Here is a 17,611-nt window from a genome sequence, read left to right as displayed (position 1 = left end):
TACACCTTCGTTCTTTTATTTAAAAGCATAAGTCCTTTTCTAATTGAGTTGTATCTACTCCTTGACCTTTAGCTATGGCTAATTGAGTCATTTGTTTAAAGGATTCATTTAGCCCAATCCCACCTTTTTTTGGCATTTTTACAATTGGACATACGGATTTATATTTCTCAGTTGCTGGATTCTCAATGGACATTGCTGCAATTGCTGGAATATTCGCTTCATTAAAAGCATTAGCTAAACCACCACACATTTCACCAAAATTCGGATAGTGCATCGCAGGACCACACAAAACGACATCTGCTCCGAATTTCTTAGCAAATCCAATGAATTTTTTTTGAACGTCTAACTGATTTTCTAGAAAATACTGGTCACCACAATAAAGTGTCGCCACAATTTCTCCGCCTAATTCTTTAATCAAAGGCTCCAATGTCATTCCTGGTCCAATAGTTTTTTTCTTGCCACCAGGGGCTAATCTAGCATTCTCATCACTACCAAAACCAGCCTGAACATGATTTAATACAAGTATCACTTTTATCATTTCTGTTTCCACCTCTTATAATTCATCAAAATCAAAATCATCAAAGGAAATGTCGTCATCTTCCTCTTCTGCTAATAATTTTTGCTCATCAATCAAATATTGATCGTCTAGTACTTTAATAAATGGATAGTAGATAAACATTCCTAAAACAAACAATAATCCCTGTAAAACAGCACCTTGCCAACCACTCACTAAGAACCCTGAAATTAGAATCGGCATTGTCCAAGGCAATTGAATTCCATTCGTAAATGGTACCCATCCCCATGACATAGCAAAGTAAGCAACAATAATATTAATCGTTGGAACAAGAGCAAATGGTACTAATAATATTGGATTTAACACAATAGGTAAGCCAAAAATAATCGGTTCATTAATCCCGAAAACACCTGGAATCAAGGAAAGTTGAGACAGTTTTTTGATCCGCTGACTCTTACAAACAAAAACCATGACAACAATTAGAGATAACGTTGAACCCGCACCTCCAAATGTAGCAAACATATCTTGAAATTGTCCTGTAATAATATTTGGAATGGGTGCGCCACTTTTAAACGCATCTAAATTCTCTACTGATAACGCTCTCAAAACTGGATTAAAAACCGCACCTACAACACTGGAACCATTGATACCAAAGAACCAGAAGAAATGTAAGAATAGATACGCAATAATCATTGCTCCTAAAGTATTACCTAAACTCAATAATGGTGTCTGTAAGAATTTGAAAATAAATAATTGCAGGCTACCAAATGACGTTAATGTAAACAGCCAACTAATAACAAAGAAAATAAAAATAACAATAAATCCTGGAATTAATGCTTCAAAAGATTTTACTACAGTTGGCGGAACTCCTGGCGGCATTTTAATAACCCAGCCTTTTTTAATGACTGCTGCAAATATTCGTGTTCCGACTAATGCAACTATAATACCTAAGAAAAGTCCTTTTGAACCCATCCACTCTAAAGGTAAACTTGTAACTTTAACAATCTCATTTGTACCTTCAATTGTATAATTTGTAAAGAAGGGGGTCACCATAAAAAACAAGACTAGCGATAACACACCAGATGCAATTGCATCAATATCAAACTGCTTCGCTAAACTATACCCAATTCCAACAACAGCTAAAATAGCCATCACATCAAAACTAGCTGAAGCTGGAACAGACATTTTTGTTGCCCAGTCTGCACCTAGAAAACTTGCCATCCAGTCACCAAAGCCTGTCCAAGGAAAATTTGCAATTAATAAGAACAAGGAACCAATAATCAGCATTGGCGTAGAAATTAAAAAACCATCACGAATTGCAATTAAATATTTATTCTCTCCAATTATTTTAGCTAACGGCATTAAAACCCGTTCCATCCCATCTAAAAGTTTTTTCATTTTTGCTCTCCTCTCAATTTGACAAAAGATAAATCTGACTTAGCAAAACAATCAATTAAGATGATTGTTTCTTGCTTTTAATTAATTTTAATGCTGATTTTAAAGCCTTTTCGCCATCCATCATGCCATAGATTTCAGGATCAATGCCACCAACAGGAATTCCTAATGGCTCAAATTGTTCTGTAATTTTTGGCAATAAAAAGCGAACTTGTGGACCTAATAAAATACAGATTGGCTTTTCTGCTGTGACTACTTCAATGGCACGAGCTACTGGATAAGCTGAGATTTCTAAAGGCATTTGATGTTGATCCGCGACTGCCTGCATTTTATTCACCATAATACTCGTTGACATTCCTGCATCACAAAATAAATAAATCTTTTTCTTACTCATTTTTCTTCCTCCTCGAATTTAACTAATTTTATTTATCTAACTAACATTTAAATCCATGCATAAACTTACTAAAGATTACTTAATTCGATGAAGTGTATTTTTAAAGGTATATTTATCAGCACGATAATAGGAAGTATCATATAAAATTGGAATTCCAGTCACTGAAAAAGTAACTGAATGAACTAATAACATTGGCTGTCCTACATCGATTTGCAATAATTGCCCCATTGCTTCATCTACTAATATCGCTTCAACTTCTTGATGTGAATATGCAATCGCAATCTCTTTTTCAATTAAATGAAATAGTGATTCTACCGCCATTTTTTTTGTAATGGTGGGCAAATATTTTTTAGCAATATACATATCTTCAACAGTCATGGGTTCTTGATTGGCAATTCTTAGACGCTTAATATGATAGACTTCTTGCCCAGTTTCAAGCTCTAATGTTTTCTGAACCTCTTCTGGAATGTTTTTTATTTTTTTAAATTCAATTACTTTAGTTTCCGAGCTTAAGCCATACGCTTTTGCTGCCTCGGTAAATCCTTGTAACCCACCACGACCACTTTGAATTTTTTGTTGCGTCATAATATAGGTGCCTTTGCCCTTATATTTAATCAAAATGTCTTGTTTAATTAACTCATCAATCGCCTTGCGAACAGTTAAGCGACTCACAGCATATTCTTTGGCTAACTCATATTCTGAAGGCAGTTTTTGAGCTGAACTATAGGTTCCATCACTAATTCGTGAACGAATTTGATCAGAAACTTCCAAGTAAATTCCTAATCGTTTATTTTCCAATTGCTTCACTCCTCTTATCTAATCAAGTGGTTTTTTTATTCGAGTTTCATAGGCTGCCAACCATTCTTTTGAGGCAATCTCAATTCTTGTTGTTTGATTTTCTGCAGGATATGCCAAATAAATCTCGGCTGCTTCATGTTCTGTTGCTACAACAAATGAAAATTCTACGTTTGTAGCAACACCCCATTCACCTGATTTATTCATACAAACTAATGAAAAAGCACCAGCTTTCCCCTTACGTTTTGTTAATTTTTCAGCAAATTGATAGACAGCCTGATCCGCAGCTTGTTGTGGATGCAGCCCTGTTCCCATCAAACGGACAATCTCGTAACTTAAGCAGCCTTTCATTAAGTCTTCACCTAAGCCTGTTGCCGTTGCTCCGCCTATCTCACTATCAACATAAAATCCTGAACCAGATAGGGGGGAATCTCCAACCCGCCCACTTTTTTTCATGAATAAACCACTACTGGATGTTCCTGCTACCATTTTTTTGTGAATATCTAAGGAAACTGCACCAATCGTATCATGTCCATCGTAAGGACTTAGGTTATGCTTTTGAATCTCTTCCATTCGTAGCTCCCATAAGCGTTTTGCGCGTTCTGTCAGCATATTTTGACACTCAAATCCAGCATTTTTGGCATACTTGGTTGCACCGGAACCTACTAAAAATGAATTAAACCGTTCATGGCTCAAAGATTGAGCCACAGCAATCGGATTTTTCACATCTTGAATGCCTGCAACAGCCCCAATATCGAAAGTATTTCCATCCATATACGCTGCATCCATTTCTAAAATACAATGCTCATTCGGCAATCCACCATAACCTACTGACTTATAAAAAGGATAATCCTCAACTTGTTTAATTGCCTCTACTAAAGCATCTCCTGCATCTTTTCCCTTTTGCAACTCCTTAGTCATTTCTGCCACACCATCATAGGCCATTCGCCAAGTTGCAATCATTCCATAGGTCATTTTTTTACCTCCATTTTTAAATTCAAGTTTATATTAAAACGCTTTCTTAAAGAATCCAAATTCATTATACAATAGTATATACTAGTTTGTATATACCAAATTCATTTTAAACGAAAAAAAGGCAACCTTATAGTTGATAAGGTTGCCTTTTTTGGATGTTTGTTTCTTTATTATTTATTATAATACTGGCTGCAAATATCGTTCCAACACGCGACTTTTAACTACAAGATAAATCAGTGCTACACGTAATGGTGTACCTATTAAATTAGATACGACACGACCAGGAAAAATTGCAATAAACGCTTTATCGTACATCATTGATAACCATAGACTGTTTAAACCAAGGTTAACTATTACTGAAACAAGTAATACTGCAACAATAATCCGTCCTAATGACTTAGGCTTTTTGTATAAAACCAAGCCGTAAATTACTGCTCCTAAAACAGCTGACAATGTAAATCCTGGGAAAAACATCGCTTTAGGCAATAAGGTCATACCGATAATATCTGTTGCTAATGCTGTAATCCCTGCAATCCACGGACCATACATCATAGCAATCATAACTCCTGGTAAAAAGCCTATACCAATTCTAAAGAATGGTACTTCAAACGAGAAAACTCGCGTTAAAATAATCTCTAAGGCCATTAAAAGTCCAATAATAGCAATAGCTCGTGCATCTAACTTTTTCTTGTTCATTTTGAAAATCTCCTCTTAAGAGCTTCCAACATAAAAATATTATGCAGCGAATGCAAGAATAAAACCGCAACCTATCAAAAGATAGCTTTTCGTCCAAAAGGCAACATCCCATCCCTTCAGCACTTAACGCTTCATTCCCTACTCTGATTTATTAGATGAACTGACTCTTAACAAGTCAATTCATCTAATGGATACTATAGCATATTTAGAGAGGTTTTTACTAGCTAAAAGAGTTTATTTGATTCGTAATTTTATTTTTAAATTTTTATTGACAAAATTTAAGTTCCCCTGTATAGTAAGTGTTAAGTTACAAATAAATGAGAATATGATTAAATTCACATTGAAGAGAAGAGTACGTTTTTAACACATTTATAGAGAGCCCTCGTTGGTGGAAGCGGGTAATGGAGAGAGAACTGAAGATGGTCTTGGAGTGAAACAGTTGAATTGTATTAATTTTTAATACTTTAGATTGTTACGGGTGCGCCCGATAAAGCGCCACAGTTTAACGAAAAGTAAGTTTTTCAAGAACTGGTTAAGGTAAAACTAGCAATAGTTTTATAAACAAAGGTGGTAACACGAAGCAAATTATAGCTCTCGTCCTTTTATCGAATGATTCATTTGATAAAAGGATGAGAGTTTTTTATTTTTTCTAATTTGAAAGGCAGTCAGGAGTGTGGAATACTCTATTAGAATTCTTGTAGAAATACTATTTAACAGAAAAGGTGTAAATACAATCTTGTTTTTAGACTGATGCGAATTTCTGTTAGTCACACAAACAATACGTGTTCATGAAAATAGATAAACAATTTTGAGCTTTATTGGGAAATGGGAGGAACTTAAATGATTACACTAAAAGATATTGAAGTAACTTTTGAAAGTAAGGGGCAACTTGTTAAAGCAGTCGATCAAGTCGATTTACATGTAGAAAAAGGCGATGTATTTGGTATTGTTGGCTATAGCGGAGCTGGAAAAAGTACGCTCGTCCGTACAATCAATTTATTACAACGTCCCACAAAAGGGACTGTGACTGTGGTAAAGCAAAACTTATCTAGTCTTAAGCCAAAAGATCTTCGTACCGCTCGTAAGAAAATTGGCATGATTTTTCAGCACTTTAATCTGATGGATTCTCGTACAATTGCTGATAATGTTGCCTTTCCTTTAAAAAATTCTAGCCTATCTAAAACTGAAATCCAGAAAAAGGTGAGTGATTTATTGGACTTAGTTGGCTTATCTGATAAACATAATGCCTTTCCTTCTCAATTATCTGGGGGGCAAAAGCAACGGGTAGCCATCGCTCGGTCATTAGCAAATGATCCAGAAGTTCTCCTTTGTGATGAAGCAACTAGTGCCTTGGATCCAAAAACGACTTTATCGATTCTTGAATTGCTAAAAGAATTAAATAAAAAATTAGCGTTGACAATCGTTATTATCACCCATGAAATGCAAGTTGTGAAAGAAATCTGTAATAAGGTTGCAGTCATGGAAAACGGCAAAGTTATTGAGGAAGGTAGTCTCGTTTCGATCTTTACTAAACCTAAAAAAACTCTTACAAAAGACTTTATCAACACAGCAACACATGTCGATCAAGGAGTAGAAACGATTTTAAACCATCCTACTTTACTTGATTTAAAACCTAATGATGTTCTGGCAAAAATTTCTTACGTTGGAGAAAGTACCTGTGAACCACTGATTTCGCATTTATATAGTCAATTTACTATTTCTACTAGTATCCTTTTTGGAAATGTTGAAATTTTGCAGAATACACCGATTGGGAATTTAATCGTAATTCTTTCTGGTGAACCAGCTAAGCGTGAAAAAGCGTTAGCCTATCTTGCTGCTAAAGATGTCAAAGTAGATTTAATTCCACATGAAGAAAAAATAATTCCCTACCCACAAAAAAAGAGCCAAATTAGCTAAGGAGTGAAAATTATGGAGTTTATTAACACTTATTTTAAAAATGTACCACCTTTGAAAGAAGAATTTATCGAAAGTACGATTCAAACACTCTACATGGTTGGAGTGACCGCTCTAATTGCTGGAGTTTTAGGTATTGTGTTAGGGGTCATATTAGTTGCTACTGACCGTGGTGGCATTCTGGAACATCGTACGTTGTACAATATTTTAGATAAAGTGATTAACCTATTCCGTTCGATTCCTTTTATTATCATGCTAGCTGTCATTGTTCCCTTTACACGTTTAATTGTTGGAACATCCATTGGGACTACAGCTGCTATCGTTCCATTATCAATCGGAACTATTCCTTTCTTTGCTAGACAAATTCAAAATGCATTGGTTGAAGTTGATCCTGGTGTAATTGAGGCTGCACAATCGATGGGTTCTAGCCCGCTAGAAATTATTTTCCGCGTTTATTTAAAAGAAGGATTAAATGGAATTATTCGTGCTTCTTCTTTAACCATCATTAATTTAATTGGTTTAACTGCGATGGCTGGTGCAATTGGTGCTGGGGGATTAGGAAATTTAGCTATTTCTCGTGGGTATAATCGTTTTCAAGATGATGTAACCTTAGTCGCAACAATCATTATTTTAATCTTAGTCTTTATCAGTCAAGCAATCGGCAATTATTTAATTCGTAAAACTAGTCATTAATAGATCATTCATATGTGTTTTATCAAACTTAAATTAAAAGGGGAATAAGAAAATGAAAAATGTAAAAAAAATCATCTTAGCGTTAGTCTTAATTTTAAGTGTAGGATTTATAGCTGCTTGTGGTAGTGGTAGCAATACGGCCGCCGATACAAAGAAACCCACAGTTGTTAAACTTGGAGTTGTTGGTGAAAATACGGAGGTTTGGGATTCTGTAAAAGAACGTTTGAAGAAAGAGAATATTGAGTTAAACATTGTAAAATTCACTGATTATAATCAACCAAACTCTGCTTTAAGTTCAGGAGAAATTGATTTAAACTCTTTCCAACATCAAATTTTTCTAGATGCCTATAACAAAGATAGCGGAACCGATCTAGTTTCGATTGGCGAAACTGTTATTGCGCCGCTTGGAATCTATTCTGAAAAAATTAAAGATGTAAAAGAATTAAAAGATAAGGATATTGTTGCAATTCCTAATGATGTAACCAATGGCGGACGTGCGTTATTACTTTTACAAACAGCCGGTTTGATTAAAGTTAATCCAGCTGCCAAACAAACGCCTACAGTTAAAGATATTACTGAAAATAAATTAAACTTAGAAATTAAAGAATTAGATGCTGCTCAAACTGCCCGTGCTTTAAAAGATACAACAATTTCATTAATCAATAGTGGTATGGCTGTGGATGCAGGGTTTGTTCCAACAAAAGACGCGATCTTCCTAGAACCTATTGATGAAACGTCAAAACCATATATTAATATTATTGTGGCAAACAATAAAGACAAAGACAATGAAACCTACAAAAAAGTTGTAAAAGCTTACCAATCACCCGAAACCATCAAAGTGATTGAAGAAACGTCAAAAGGCTCTTCTGTACCTGTTTGGACAGATAAAAAATAATAAAATCAGCAAGTATGAGAAAGTTAAACTCATACTTGCTGATTTTCATTTAACAGCTTCCATTAAAAATAAAGATGCCGCTTGTCCCATAAATAATTGATCTCTTTCAAAAAAGATTTCGGAGTGAACTTTAGAAAATCCTAGCTTTTTCAGTTGATCAGCTAGTTTATTTTGATCAAAGCCATTATGAACTAATGCAGATTGAACCAATTCATTTTTGTCGAAATCTACAATTAATAATGAACCTTCTGTCTTTAACATATGAAACAAACTGGTTAAAACAGCTTCTGTATCTGGAATGTGCAGCAAGACTTGCGATACAATAATGCAGTCCGCTTCTACTCTAAAATTGCTTATTTCATCAATTAGCATTGTTTTTCCATTTTTAATCACTGCTGCCGCTAGCTTTTCTTCCACAACGTTTAACATATTTTCTGAGACATCCAAAAATAAGACTTGATTAAAATCTTGAATAAAATTTAGACCAATTTCACCAGTACCACAACCAAAGTCAATCAATGTATTTTTTGTTTCCAGTTGTGCTACATGCTTTTGCGCTTCACGAATAATATGAGAACCGACTTCTAAACGATCTTCAGAATCATATGAATTAGCCATTTTATCAAATATATCCTTATTTGCCAAACAAACACCTCCATGTTAATAATTTATTATAACCTAATTCTGCTTATTTCAATGTTTTTTGCACTTAAATGGATTTTCACCCTCATTAAATATCTAAAATTTCTCCAGTATTTTGATTTTTTATTTCTCTCCAGTCAGCGAAACCAGAGTCTAAACCACGTAATAAGATTTCAGCTGTGCCTATATTTGTCGCTAGAGGAATTTCATAAACATCACTTAAACGAATTAAGGCCGTCACATCTGGTTCATGAGGTTGGGCCGCTAATGGATCACGTAAAAAAAGTACCATATCCATTTTATCTTCCGAAATTAACGCACCAATTTGTTGATCGCCTCCTAATGGACCTGATTTAAATCGATGAACATCCAAACCTGTTGCTTCAATAATACGCTTTCCAGTTGTACCAGTAGCGTATAAAGTATGTTTTTTTAGAATTTCTTGATAAGCAATCGTTAATTCAATCATTAATTCTTTTTTTCGATCGTGAGCAATCAAAGCAATATTCATATAACTATCTCCCTTTTAAACAATCGTTTCCTCTATCATACCATACTGTTTTCTATTGATTGTAGTATCACTGATTTTTCTAAAAACGTATAATTAAAATAAGAATAAAAACAACGAAAACACTTTCATTAAACTTTCACCAAATTGATTCAAAAAGGTTATAGTCTTGTCATTATTTTGTTATGTTAAGATGGTAAGATACTCTATGTAGTCCAAACTAAATCTTTTTTATTTTTATACTCTTTTCTCCCCCCTATTGAAAAGAGTCACTCCCCCTAGCTACCTCTATGAGGTAGCTATTTTTTTTATTTTTAATGTTGTTATATAATTTGAAATGATTCTAGATATAAAAATAGCTTATATTTTTTCTAACCAATTCTAAAATCATCACTTTCTCCCTATACTTCATTCTTTTTATCCAACTCATTAAAAATTAAACTACTAGCTTTCCATATTGATTACTCTCACTACCAATTAAAAATAAACTCTAATAAACTTCCTAAAACTTAATTCATTCTAACGATCATTCCTTAACACTAACATTCGATTTTAAATTTGCGATTTCATTTTTAAATAACAAAAAAACTGACCTCTAAAATTAAGAGATCAGTCTATTACTTTTACTCAATAACATTTGCTAAAGTTCTATTTTTTTCATTAGGTTCCACTAATTTATGATAACGAATGGCTACAAGTAATGAAATGAAGACACCTATCAATGTAACCCCACAATTAAACAACATTACATACAGAACATTATATTCACTTAAGTATCCAGTAATTAAAGGAATTAACATAACAGAAAACGAAGTCATTAAAGTATAATAACTGGTCATTCGCCCTTTGTTTTTAGGGAAGAATTCTAATAAAATCGATAAAGCTAATTGCCAAATACCCCCGGAAGAAAAAATTCCAATTCCAAAAGCAGCAATACTACAGCCTAGAGGCGTTGGGAAGAAAACCATCAACACTAAGACTAATAATGAAGCTAAGGAACAGAAAACAATCATCTGAATGGGCTGTATCCATTTTTTTACTGCGAATGCTGTTGCAAAAACAGAGATTAACGACCCAATACTATACAAACTAATTAACATCAATGAACTTGGTTTTGACATCTGTGCTAGATTCTCTGCATACCGTGGCAACCACAAAACAATAATATTAAAAGTTGAAACTGAAGTAAAACCAAATAGAGTTAAAGCAATTCCTTCAATCCAGAATTTTGGTTTTTGTTTAAATTTTGACGGCGTGGGGGTTGTAGCAACTTCTTCTGCTACTGAATCCGTCTGTACCATCTTGGGGAAACGTCTTTTCCACATAAAGAGTAAATTAGCAATAATTGCAACTAAACACAAGATAAAGCTATAGCCGTAATAAAGATTATTAGCAACTAGAAAACCGACTAAAATAGGTAAAAATAACTGACCTAGTGAAATAAAAGCTTTATTTAAAACACTCATGAACCCATTAGAATTAGGATATGCCTCTAATAAGGCTGGATAGGTTCCTGTATCTAATAACGCATTAGCGAATCCTGCAAACAATGTGAAAAAGATGGCCATCCAAACATTCTGACTAATCAACAAACCACCAAAGAAAATCACATAACTCAACATACCTAGCCAAACAATTAACTTTCGACCGTACTGATCGGACATCCGTCCAGCAAAATACAAGATTAAAATCCGACCGATTCCAATTGCCGAGATGACCCATGAGATACCCGCTGCATTCGTATTTAGTTGCGCCATTAACGGCACCATATTTTGGGCTAAAATAATCGCCGCCATCCCCTGTAAAATATAGTTGATATACAGAGCCAATACAGTTGAAAAATAGGAATTCTTACGCATATCTCATTCGTCCTCTCGTCATTCTTTTATACTAGTTTGTTCATTTTCTTATTTGCTTTTGTGCATTAAATCCAATACCGAACGTAATTCCGCTACTGGAACTTGTCCAGGAGCAGAAGCTTTTTTAGCAGCGCCAAAAGTCATGGCCGAACCAAATATTTCGCCTGCTACTCGACTGACAACACCCAATCCGCCCATTGACATCGTCACAATCGGACGATCCGCATATTCTTCACTCATTGTTGTAGTGGCATCTAATAGCGTAATCACATCCTTAGCTGATTGAGGCATCACGGCAATCTTACAAATATCTGCGTTTAAATGTTGCATTTTTTGTAATCGAGCAATAATCTCATCTTTAGCAGGTGTCTGATCAAAATCATGGTTACACATCACTACTTTTACATGATGTTGGTGTGCATAATTAACAGCAGCTAGTACTTCTTCATCGCCCATAAATAATTCAATATCTGTTAAATCGACTAAGCCACTGGCCATCATCGTTTGATTTAAAGTAAAGTAATACTCAGCTGAAACTTCATGTTCGCCGCCTTCTTTTTTCGTACGGAAGGTAAATAAAATTGGTTTTTCATTTAAAATTTGACGAATTTCCTTAGCTACAGCTTGTACCTTGACCAAGTCTTCTACATCTTCAAAAAAATCAACACGCCATTCAACTAAATCCAAATCAATCTGGTTTAATTGTTTAGCTTCTTCACAAAGCTCACTAAACGTTTTCCCAACCATCGGTACAATAATTTTAGGAGCGCCTTCACCAATCACTACATTTTTAACCATTACAGTTTTCATTTAAATTTTCCTCCTGTTCATTTCAACAATTTATCTAGTAAAATTCAATGAATTTAAGCTTTCGCTTTCGTAAACACCTTATTATAACGCAAGTAAATAATAATCGCTAGCACAAATCCAACAAAAGCAATCCCAACATCTAATAAAATAATGTCAGCAATATTGGTTTTAGAAAGCTGTCCTGTAATCAATGGAATTGTGAATGACGCAATACTTCCTGCTGTGTAGAAAATCCCAGTAACGGTTCCTTTTCCTGCTGGGAACATCTCTGCCATGACAGTTAAACCTAATTGCATAACACCACCTGCTGCGGAGAAACCAATCACAAAGGCTGATACTATACAAACCAGTGGTGTTGGGAACATCCATAACACTAGTAACGATGCAAAAGAAACAAACGTATAGATTACTAAAAATTGAATTGGTTTAAATTGTTTTTTCACTAAAGCAGATGTTAAGAACACACAAGCTAATGAACCAATACTATAATAACTAATTAAGGCACGGGAACCCGTATCACCCATTCCAGCAATTTCAGAACCATACTTACTTAACCATTGACTAACTAGATAGAAAGTCGCTTGTGAGATGTATCCGTATAAAATAAAGCAAACACCTTCAACTGCAAATTTAACTTTGCCCATCGGCTTCTTAACTGTCACTTCAGCTGTTTCAGAATCAGCTGCTTTTTGATCTGGGAAAGGTTTGTTAAATAAATAAATGCCATTTACTAAGAAAATTACGATTGCTAAAACAAAGGTCCAACCATACCACATACCTGTCGAAACAATGAAACCAACCATTAAAGGTAAGGCAAATTGACCGGCAGAGATAAAGGCTTTAATAATAACATTTGCTGTACCAGGCGACTCTGGAAAAGATTCCATTAAAGCTGGATAGGTTCCTGAATCTAAGAAAGAATTGGCAATTCCGGCTAAAATACCAAAAATATAAGCAATTCCGATACTTGGACTAAATAAAATTCCAGCAAAGAATAAGACATACGTTGCCATTCCTAGATAAACAAAGGGTCTGCGACCGAATTTATCTGACAAGGCTCCTGAAACTAATAAAACTAACAGACGACCAATTCCTAAAGAAGAAATAACAATTGCGACTCCCGCACTATCTGTTCCCCATTGTTGACCTAATGCATCCATATTTTGGGCTAAAATAATAACACCCATCCCATGGACAAAATAGTTTATGTATAAACTAATTGCCGTGGGCATATACTTGTTTTTCATCATTAAACACTCCTTTTATTTGTTCATTACTTCACAACTCTACTCAATAAATTAACTCAATCATTCAGAGAGCTGATTTTTTAGCTCTCTGATTTTTGGCTAATTAATTTTTAAATAACAATTCACGAATATACTCAACAGGCATTTCTTTACCTGTCCATAGTTCAAAAGCTGCCGCACCTTGCCACAACATCATACCTAATCCATTAACTGTTTGACAACCTTGCTCTTTAGCTAACGTTAAGAGCTTCGTTTCACTTGGTACGTAGACCACATCTGCAACAACCAAATCAGAACGTAACATTGTTGGATCTGTAATTAAACTTTGATCTTGTAATGGTTTCATACCAACTCCTGTAGCATTGGTAAAAATAGCGCTACTAGCAATTTCCAAGCGTAAGCTATCTTGGTCAGCTAAATCATATAAAGTTGCCTGACAATCTGTTTTTTCATTAATCATCGCTACCGTACGTTCTGCATTTTTAAAGAATTCATCTTGGCGATTAAAAATAGCTAACTCTTTTACACCATCAATAGCTGCTTGAATACAAATAGCCGTTGCTGCGCCACCAGCACCACAAATCGTCATTTTTTTGCCAATAATATCTACATTCGCTTGTTTTAGTCCACTCATATAACCTGTTCCATCAGTAATATGTCCAGTTAACACACCATCATCGTTGACGATTGTATTTACTGCTCCAACCATTTCTGCTGCTGGTGATAGTTTATCTAAATAATTTAATACGACTTGTTTATTTGGCATTGAGATATTTGAGCCACGCATGCCTAATGCACGAATTGCTTTAATCCCATCTTCTAATTGCTCATTGCCGACTTCAAAAGCCAAGTAAGCATAATCTAAACCTAACTTTGCAAAAGCTTCATTGTGCATTGTTGGTGAAAGGCTATGACGAATCGGTGTTGCCATTAATCCAATAAGTTCGGTATGTCCTGATAAACGTTCTGTCATTTTTTTCGACTCCTTTTAATGTATGTTTAGTTATTTTTTATTTAATTATTTTCTAGAGGGAGAGATAAGGTGGTTGTGTATCCCCCTAGAAAAAATTTATCTCAACTAGTAAAACTAGTAGATAGCATTTTAATAAGCATTAGAAAACATTTTTAATTGACTTAGAGGCTTTGTACGATCAACTTGATGAATTGTTGTTACAATATCACGAGCTTCTCGGCTACCTTCATAAATCCGACGAGCAACTTTACTATCGCCTAGGTTCACAATCGCCGTATCTGTTACTTTGCCATATTCGGTTAAGGCTTCCATCATAGGACTCTCTGCACGCATTCCTAAGCAGACAAAGCCCAGATCAAATGGAATCTCAACTTCTTCACCGTCACGTTTCACTTTAAAGTGATCTTCACAAACTTCAGTTAAAGCTGTTTCGGTTAATTCATGAACGCCGTGACGTTTCATCATATCCATCATTGAAATACGAGTAATCATATCTAAGTCTTTTCCAAGTTTTTCTTGCATCTCAATAATAGATACTTCTGCTGCTCCACGTTCTGCATAGTACTCAACAACATCTAATCCAACAGCTCCACCACCGATAACGGCGATGCGCTTGCCTTCAAATTCTTGGAACTGATCCATATTGTTTAACAAATCAAAAATCGAGAAGACTTTACGATTTGGATTTTCTAATTGTTTTTGTAAGCCAGCAATTGGTGGCAATAACGGTTTTGCACCCGTGGCATTAACAATAATATCTGGTGCTAACATTTCAATAGTTCGTAAATCGGCACGAGTATTTAAATGAACAGTTAAGTTTGGTAACTGTTTTGCACGTTCTTCTAGATAGATAACATAATCATCAATCCGCTTTTTATCAGGCAAGCGCGCAATCTCATGAGCCAATCCACCTAGATAACTTTTTTCTTCAAATAAAGTAACTTGAACACCAACTTCAGCTGCAGTTGTTGCCGCTTCTAAAGCAGTTGTTCCACCACCAATAACGACCATGCTTAATTTATTTTTCACTTGGTTTAATTTATAATCATCTTCATGAATCACATCAGGATTTACCGTACAACGCAATGGACGAGATTTTGCAATTCGATGATCGGCACAACCGATATTACATGAAATACATTTACGTAATAAATTTTCTTGACCTGTAGCTACTTTGTTGACCCAATTAGGCTCTGCAATCAAGCCGCGTCCCATCGCTAGTAAATCAGCATCACCACGAGTTAAAATATCATTAGCAATTTGCGGACTGCGAATGTTCCCAGAAGTAATCGTTACTTTACCAAATTTCTCTTTCACAGCTTTCGCCATGTATGAGCGCCAACCATCAGCTAAATTCATTTGATCGATTTGATACTGAATGCTGTCGTTCAAAGCTGCTGAAACATTTAAAATATCCACTTCATCAGCAAAATAAGTCATTAATTCCAATGTATCTTCCAGATTATTGCCGCCTTCTAAAAATTCATCAGCACTGACACGCATTGAAATGGGATACATGGGACCAACTACACGGCGAACTTCGTCAACTATTAGTTTAGCAAAACGTGCTCGGTTAGCTGGCGATCCACCAAATTCATCTGTTCGTTTGTTATATAATGGTGATAAAAATTGACTAACAAGATAAGAGTGCCCTGCATGAATCTCCACACAATCAAAGCCAGCTCGTTGTGCACGCCCCGCTGCATCACCATATTTTTTGACAATTTCCATAATTTCTTCTTTATCCAATGATCGTGGTACTGTATTCCCTGTTTTAGATGGAATAGTTGATGAAGATACTGGTTGATTTCCTTCTAAGCGTAAGCCATACGCTGAAGCACCAGCATGATTGATTTGAACGGATGTACAAGCTCCATATGCATGCATAACTTCATTAAAGCGCCATAAACCTGGTAAATATTGGTCATTATCAATTCGCAACTGCGTCGTTCCATTGGTTCCCATCGGAAAATCAATACACGCATTTTCTAAGGTAATCAATCCCGTTCCACCTTTTGCACGTTGCTCATAATATTTAATATGATCGTTGTTAAATGAGCCATCCATATTCGCAAAATTAGTTCCCATTGGGGGCATCATCACACGATTTTTTAAGGTCATCCGTTTAATTGTTAAGGGTTCAAAAATTGCAGCATATTTTTCCATTGTATTTCCTCCGTCTCATTTCTTTATCTACTGTCGTTTGTGATTATTTTTACAATATAATTCACAAATTCTCTTGTTCTCTTTTTCACAATTTCAGTATAATACGAAAATTAGCATAAATCTAATGCATATTTTTGTATTTATTGATAGAATAAAACTATGGATAAACAAACGAAAGGATGCGTAGTATGAATTTAAAACAACTTTATTACTTTAAAACCTTAGCTAAAACAGAACATATGACCCAAGCGGCAGAGCTTTTATCAATTACTCAACCTAGTTTAAGTCATTCTATGACTGAATTAGAAAAAGAGTTAGGCGCCTTTTTATTTGAAAAAACTGGACGAAATATCCGGCTAACTAAGTATGGTGAATTCTTTTTAAGTTATGTCGAACGTTCGTTAAATGAATTAGAGCAGGGGGAAAAAGCTTTGAAGGAGCTTGTGAGTCCTGATGAAGGCCAGATTGATTTAGCCTTTATTTATACGCTAGGTCCCTATTTTGCTCCTTTGCTTTTGCAAGAATTTAAACAGGTAGAAGCTCATAAAAAGATTTCTTTTTCTTTTTATCAAGGAAATACCAAAAATATTTTGCATAATTTAAAAACGGAAAAAACGGATATTGCGTTATGTTCTATGATTACGCCTGATAATCAAATTCATTTTGAACCTATTGCGGAAGAAGAAATTGTTTTAATTGTTCCTTTGAATCATCCCTTAGCAACCTTGGACAGCATTGATTTAGCGGATACAGCCGCTTATCCCTTTATCTCGTTTAATAAAAAAAGTGGGATTCGTCCAACTATTGATGCTATGTTAGCCGAAGTGAATGTTGTGCCAAAAATTGTTTGTGAAGTCGAAGAGGATCATACAATGGCAGGTTTTGTTGCTTTTGGTCATGGTATCGGAATACTTCCAAGAATCTCAGCTTTAGATTATTATGATGTGAAGATTATTCACATCACGAATCCTAGCTATCAACGTTATATTTATGTGGCTACTTTAAAGAATCACTATCTTTCTCCAGCAACCCGCATTTTTAGAGATTTTATTGTAGACTATGGACAACAAAATTTCTTAGCAACTGGAAAACGAATTTAAAAAAACAACTTTCAGATCTATAACGCTGAAAGTTG

General features: G+C 35.0%; 17 protein-coding genes, 1 riboswitch and 1 other annotated feature. Of the genes, 4 read left to right on the top strand and 13 right to left on the bottom strand.

Translation table 11 applies throughout. The features are described 5' to 3' along the window. Window positions 1-19 precede the first annotated feature (19 nt). The 6 genes from BR43_RS14450 to BR43_RS14425 form a co-directional block, all read right to left on the bottom strand. Entirely contained in the window at window positions 20-538 is a 519-nt protein-coding gene (locus BR43_RS14450; protein ID WP_034563155.1) for a GrdB-related putative oxidoreductase, read from the bottom strand. A 15-nt stretch (window positions 539-553) separates the two neighbouring features. After that, a complete protein-coding gene (celB, locus tag BR43_RS14445) occupies window positions 554-1,912 on the bottom strand; it encodes a PTS cellobiose transporter subunit IIC (protein WP_034563153.1) in 1,359 nt (452 codons plus the stop codon). Window positions 1,913-1,967: 55 nt separating this feature from the next. After that, window positions 1,968-2,303 carry a PTS sugar transporter subunit IIB gene (locus BR43_RS14440; RefSeq protein WP_034563151.1) on the bottom strand — a complete coding sequence of 112 codons (336 nt, stop codon included), beginning with the start codon at window positions 2,301-2,303 and terminating at the stop codon, window positions 1,968-1,970. Between the two features lie 75 nt (window positions 2,304-2,378). Next, window positions 2,379-3,101, bottom strand: coding sequence for a GntR family transcriptional regulator, LSA1692 subfamily (locus tag BR43_RS14435; RefSeq protein WP_034563149.1), 723 nt, complete (start codon window positions 3,099-3,101; stop codon window positions 2,379-2,381). A gap of 18 nt (window positions 3,102-3,119) precedes the next feature. After that, window positions 3,120-4,073 (bottom strand): glycosylasparaginase, encoded by a 954-nt coding sequence (locus tag BR43_RS14430; protein ID WP_034563147.1) that lies wholly within the window; start codon window positions 4,071-4,073, stop codon window positions 3,120-3,122. Between the two features lie 177 nt (window positions 4,074-4,250). Next, window positions 4,251-4,769: a folate family ECF transporter S component gene (locus tag BR43_RS14425; protein ID WP_034563144.1), complete on the bottom strand. Its 519-nt coding sequence runs from the start codon at window positions 4,767-4,769 to the stop codon at window positions 4,251-4,253. A 42-nt stretch (window positions 4,770-4,811) separates the two neighbouring features. After that, window positions 4,812-4,917, bottom strand: a riboswitch (THF riboswitch). 183 nt (window positions 4,918-5,100) lie between these two features. Next, window positions 5,101-5,374, top strand: a binding site (T-box leader). Window positions 5,375-5,609: 235 nt separating this feature from the next. Here BR43_RS14425 and BR43_RS14420 point away from each other — a divergent pair. The 3 genes from BR43_RS14420 to BR43_RS14410 are packed head-to-tail and all read left to right on the top strand — an operon-like array spanning window position 5,610 to window position 8,271. Next, window positions 5,610-6,686 (top strand): methionine ABC transporter ATP-binding protein, encoded by a 1,077-nt coding sequence (locus BR43_RS14420; RefSeq protein ID WP_034563142.1) that lies wholly within the window; start codon window positions 5,610-5,612, stop codon window positions 6,684-6,686. A gap of 12 nt (window positions 6,687-6,698) precedes the next feature. Beyond that, window positions 6,699-7,376, top strand: coding sequence for a methionine ABC transporter permease (locus tag BR43_RS14415; protein WP_084679949.1), 678 nt, complete (start codon window positions 6,699-6,701; stop codon window positions 7,374-7,376). Window positions 7,377-7,428: 52 nt separating this feature from the next. Further along, window positions 7,429-8,271: a MetQ/NlpA family ABC transporter substrate-binding protein gene (locus BR43_RS14410; protein WP_034563140.1), complete on the top strand. Its 843-nt coding sequence runs from the start codon at window positions 7,429-7,431 to the stop codon at window positions 8,269-8,271. A 45-nt stretch (window positions 8,272-8,316) separates the two neighbouring features. On the opposite strand, the gene BR43_RS14405 is transcribed toward BR43_RS14410, so the two are convergent. The 7 genes from BR43_RS14405 to BR43_RS14375 form a co-directional block, all read right to left on the bottom strand. Further along, the gene (locus BR43_RS14405) at window positions 8,317-8,916 is read right to left on the bottom strand and encodes a class I SAM-dependent methyltransferase (RefSeq protein ID WP_034563139.1); all 600 of its coding nucleotides are present in this window, start codon (window positions 8,914-8,916) and stop codon (window positions 8,317-8,319) included. 85 nt (window positions 8,917-9,001) lie between these two features. Beyond that, window positions 9,002-9,424 carry a methylglyoxal synthase gene (gene mgsA, locus BR43_RS14400; RefSeq protein WP_034563137.1) on the bottom strand — a complete coding sequence of 141 codons (423 nt, stop codon included), beginning with the start codon at window positions 9,422-9,424 and terminating at the stop codon, window positions 9,002-9,004. Window positions 9,425-10,044: 620 nt separating this feature from the next. Continuing rightward, window positions 10,045-11,280, bottom strand: coding sequence for an MFS transporter (locus BR43_RS14395; protein WP_034563134.1), 1,236 nt, complete (start codon window positions 11,278-11,280; stop codon window positions 10,045-10,047). A 48-nt stretch (window positions 11,281-11,328) separates the two neighbouring features. Further along, window positions 11,329-12,090, bottom strand: a complete 762-nt coding sequence (gene aroD / locus BR43_RS14390) for a type I 3-dehydroquinate dehydratase (protein WP_034563132.1) — start codon at window positions 12,088-12,090, stop codon at window positions 11,329-11,331. Window positions 12,091-12,143: 53 nt separating this feature from the next. Beyond that, the gene (locus BR43_RS14385) at window positions 12,144-13,337 is read right to left on the bottom strand and encodes an MFS transporter (protein ID WP_034563130.1); all 1,194 of its coding nucleotides are present in this window, start codon (window positions 13,335-13,337) and stop codon (window positions 12,144-12,146) included. Window positions 13,338-13,440: 103 nt separating this feature from the next. After that, window positions 13,441-14,310, bottom strand: a complete 870-nt coding sequence (locus tag BR43_RS14380; RefSeq protein ID WP_034563128.1) for a shikimate dehydrogenase — start codon at window positions 14,308-14,310, stop codon at window positions 13,441-13,443. Window positions 14,311-14,439: 129 nt separating this feature from the next. Further along, complete coding sequence (locus BR43_RS14375) at window positions 14,440-16,476, bottom strand: oxidoreductase (RefSeq protein WP_034563126.1); 2,037 nt, start codon at window positions 16,474-16,476, stop codon at window positions 14,440-14,442. A gap of 188 nt (window positions 16,477-16,664) precedes the next feature. Between BR43_RS14375 and BR43_RS14370 the strand changes: the two genes are divergently transcribed. Beyond that, the gene (locus BR43_RS14370) at window positions 16,665-17,576 is read left to right on the top strand and encodes a LysR family transcriptional regulator (RefSeq protein ID WP_034563123.1); all 912 of its coding nucleotides are present in this window, start codon (window positions 16,665-16,667) and stop codon (window positions 17,574-17,576) included. Window positions 17,577-17,611 lie beyond the last annotated feature (35 nt).

The sequence above is a fragment of the Carnobacterium gallinarum DSM 4847 genome (assembly GCF_000744375.1).
Lineage (GTDB): Bacteria > Bacillota > Bacilli > Lactobacillales > Carnobacteriaceae > Carnobacterium > Carnobacterium gallinarum.
The sequence above is the reverse complement of the archived record's forward strand: the minus strand, read 5'-3'. Positions and strand labels throughout refer to the sequence as shown.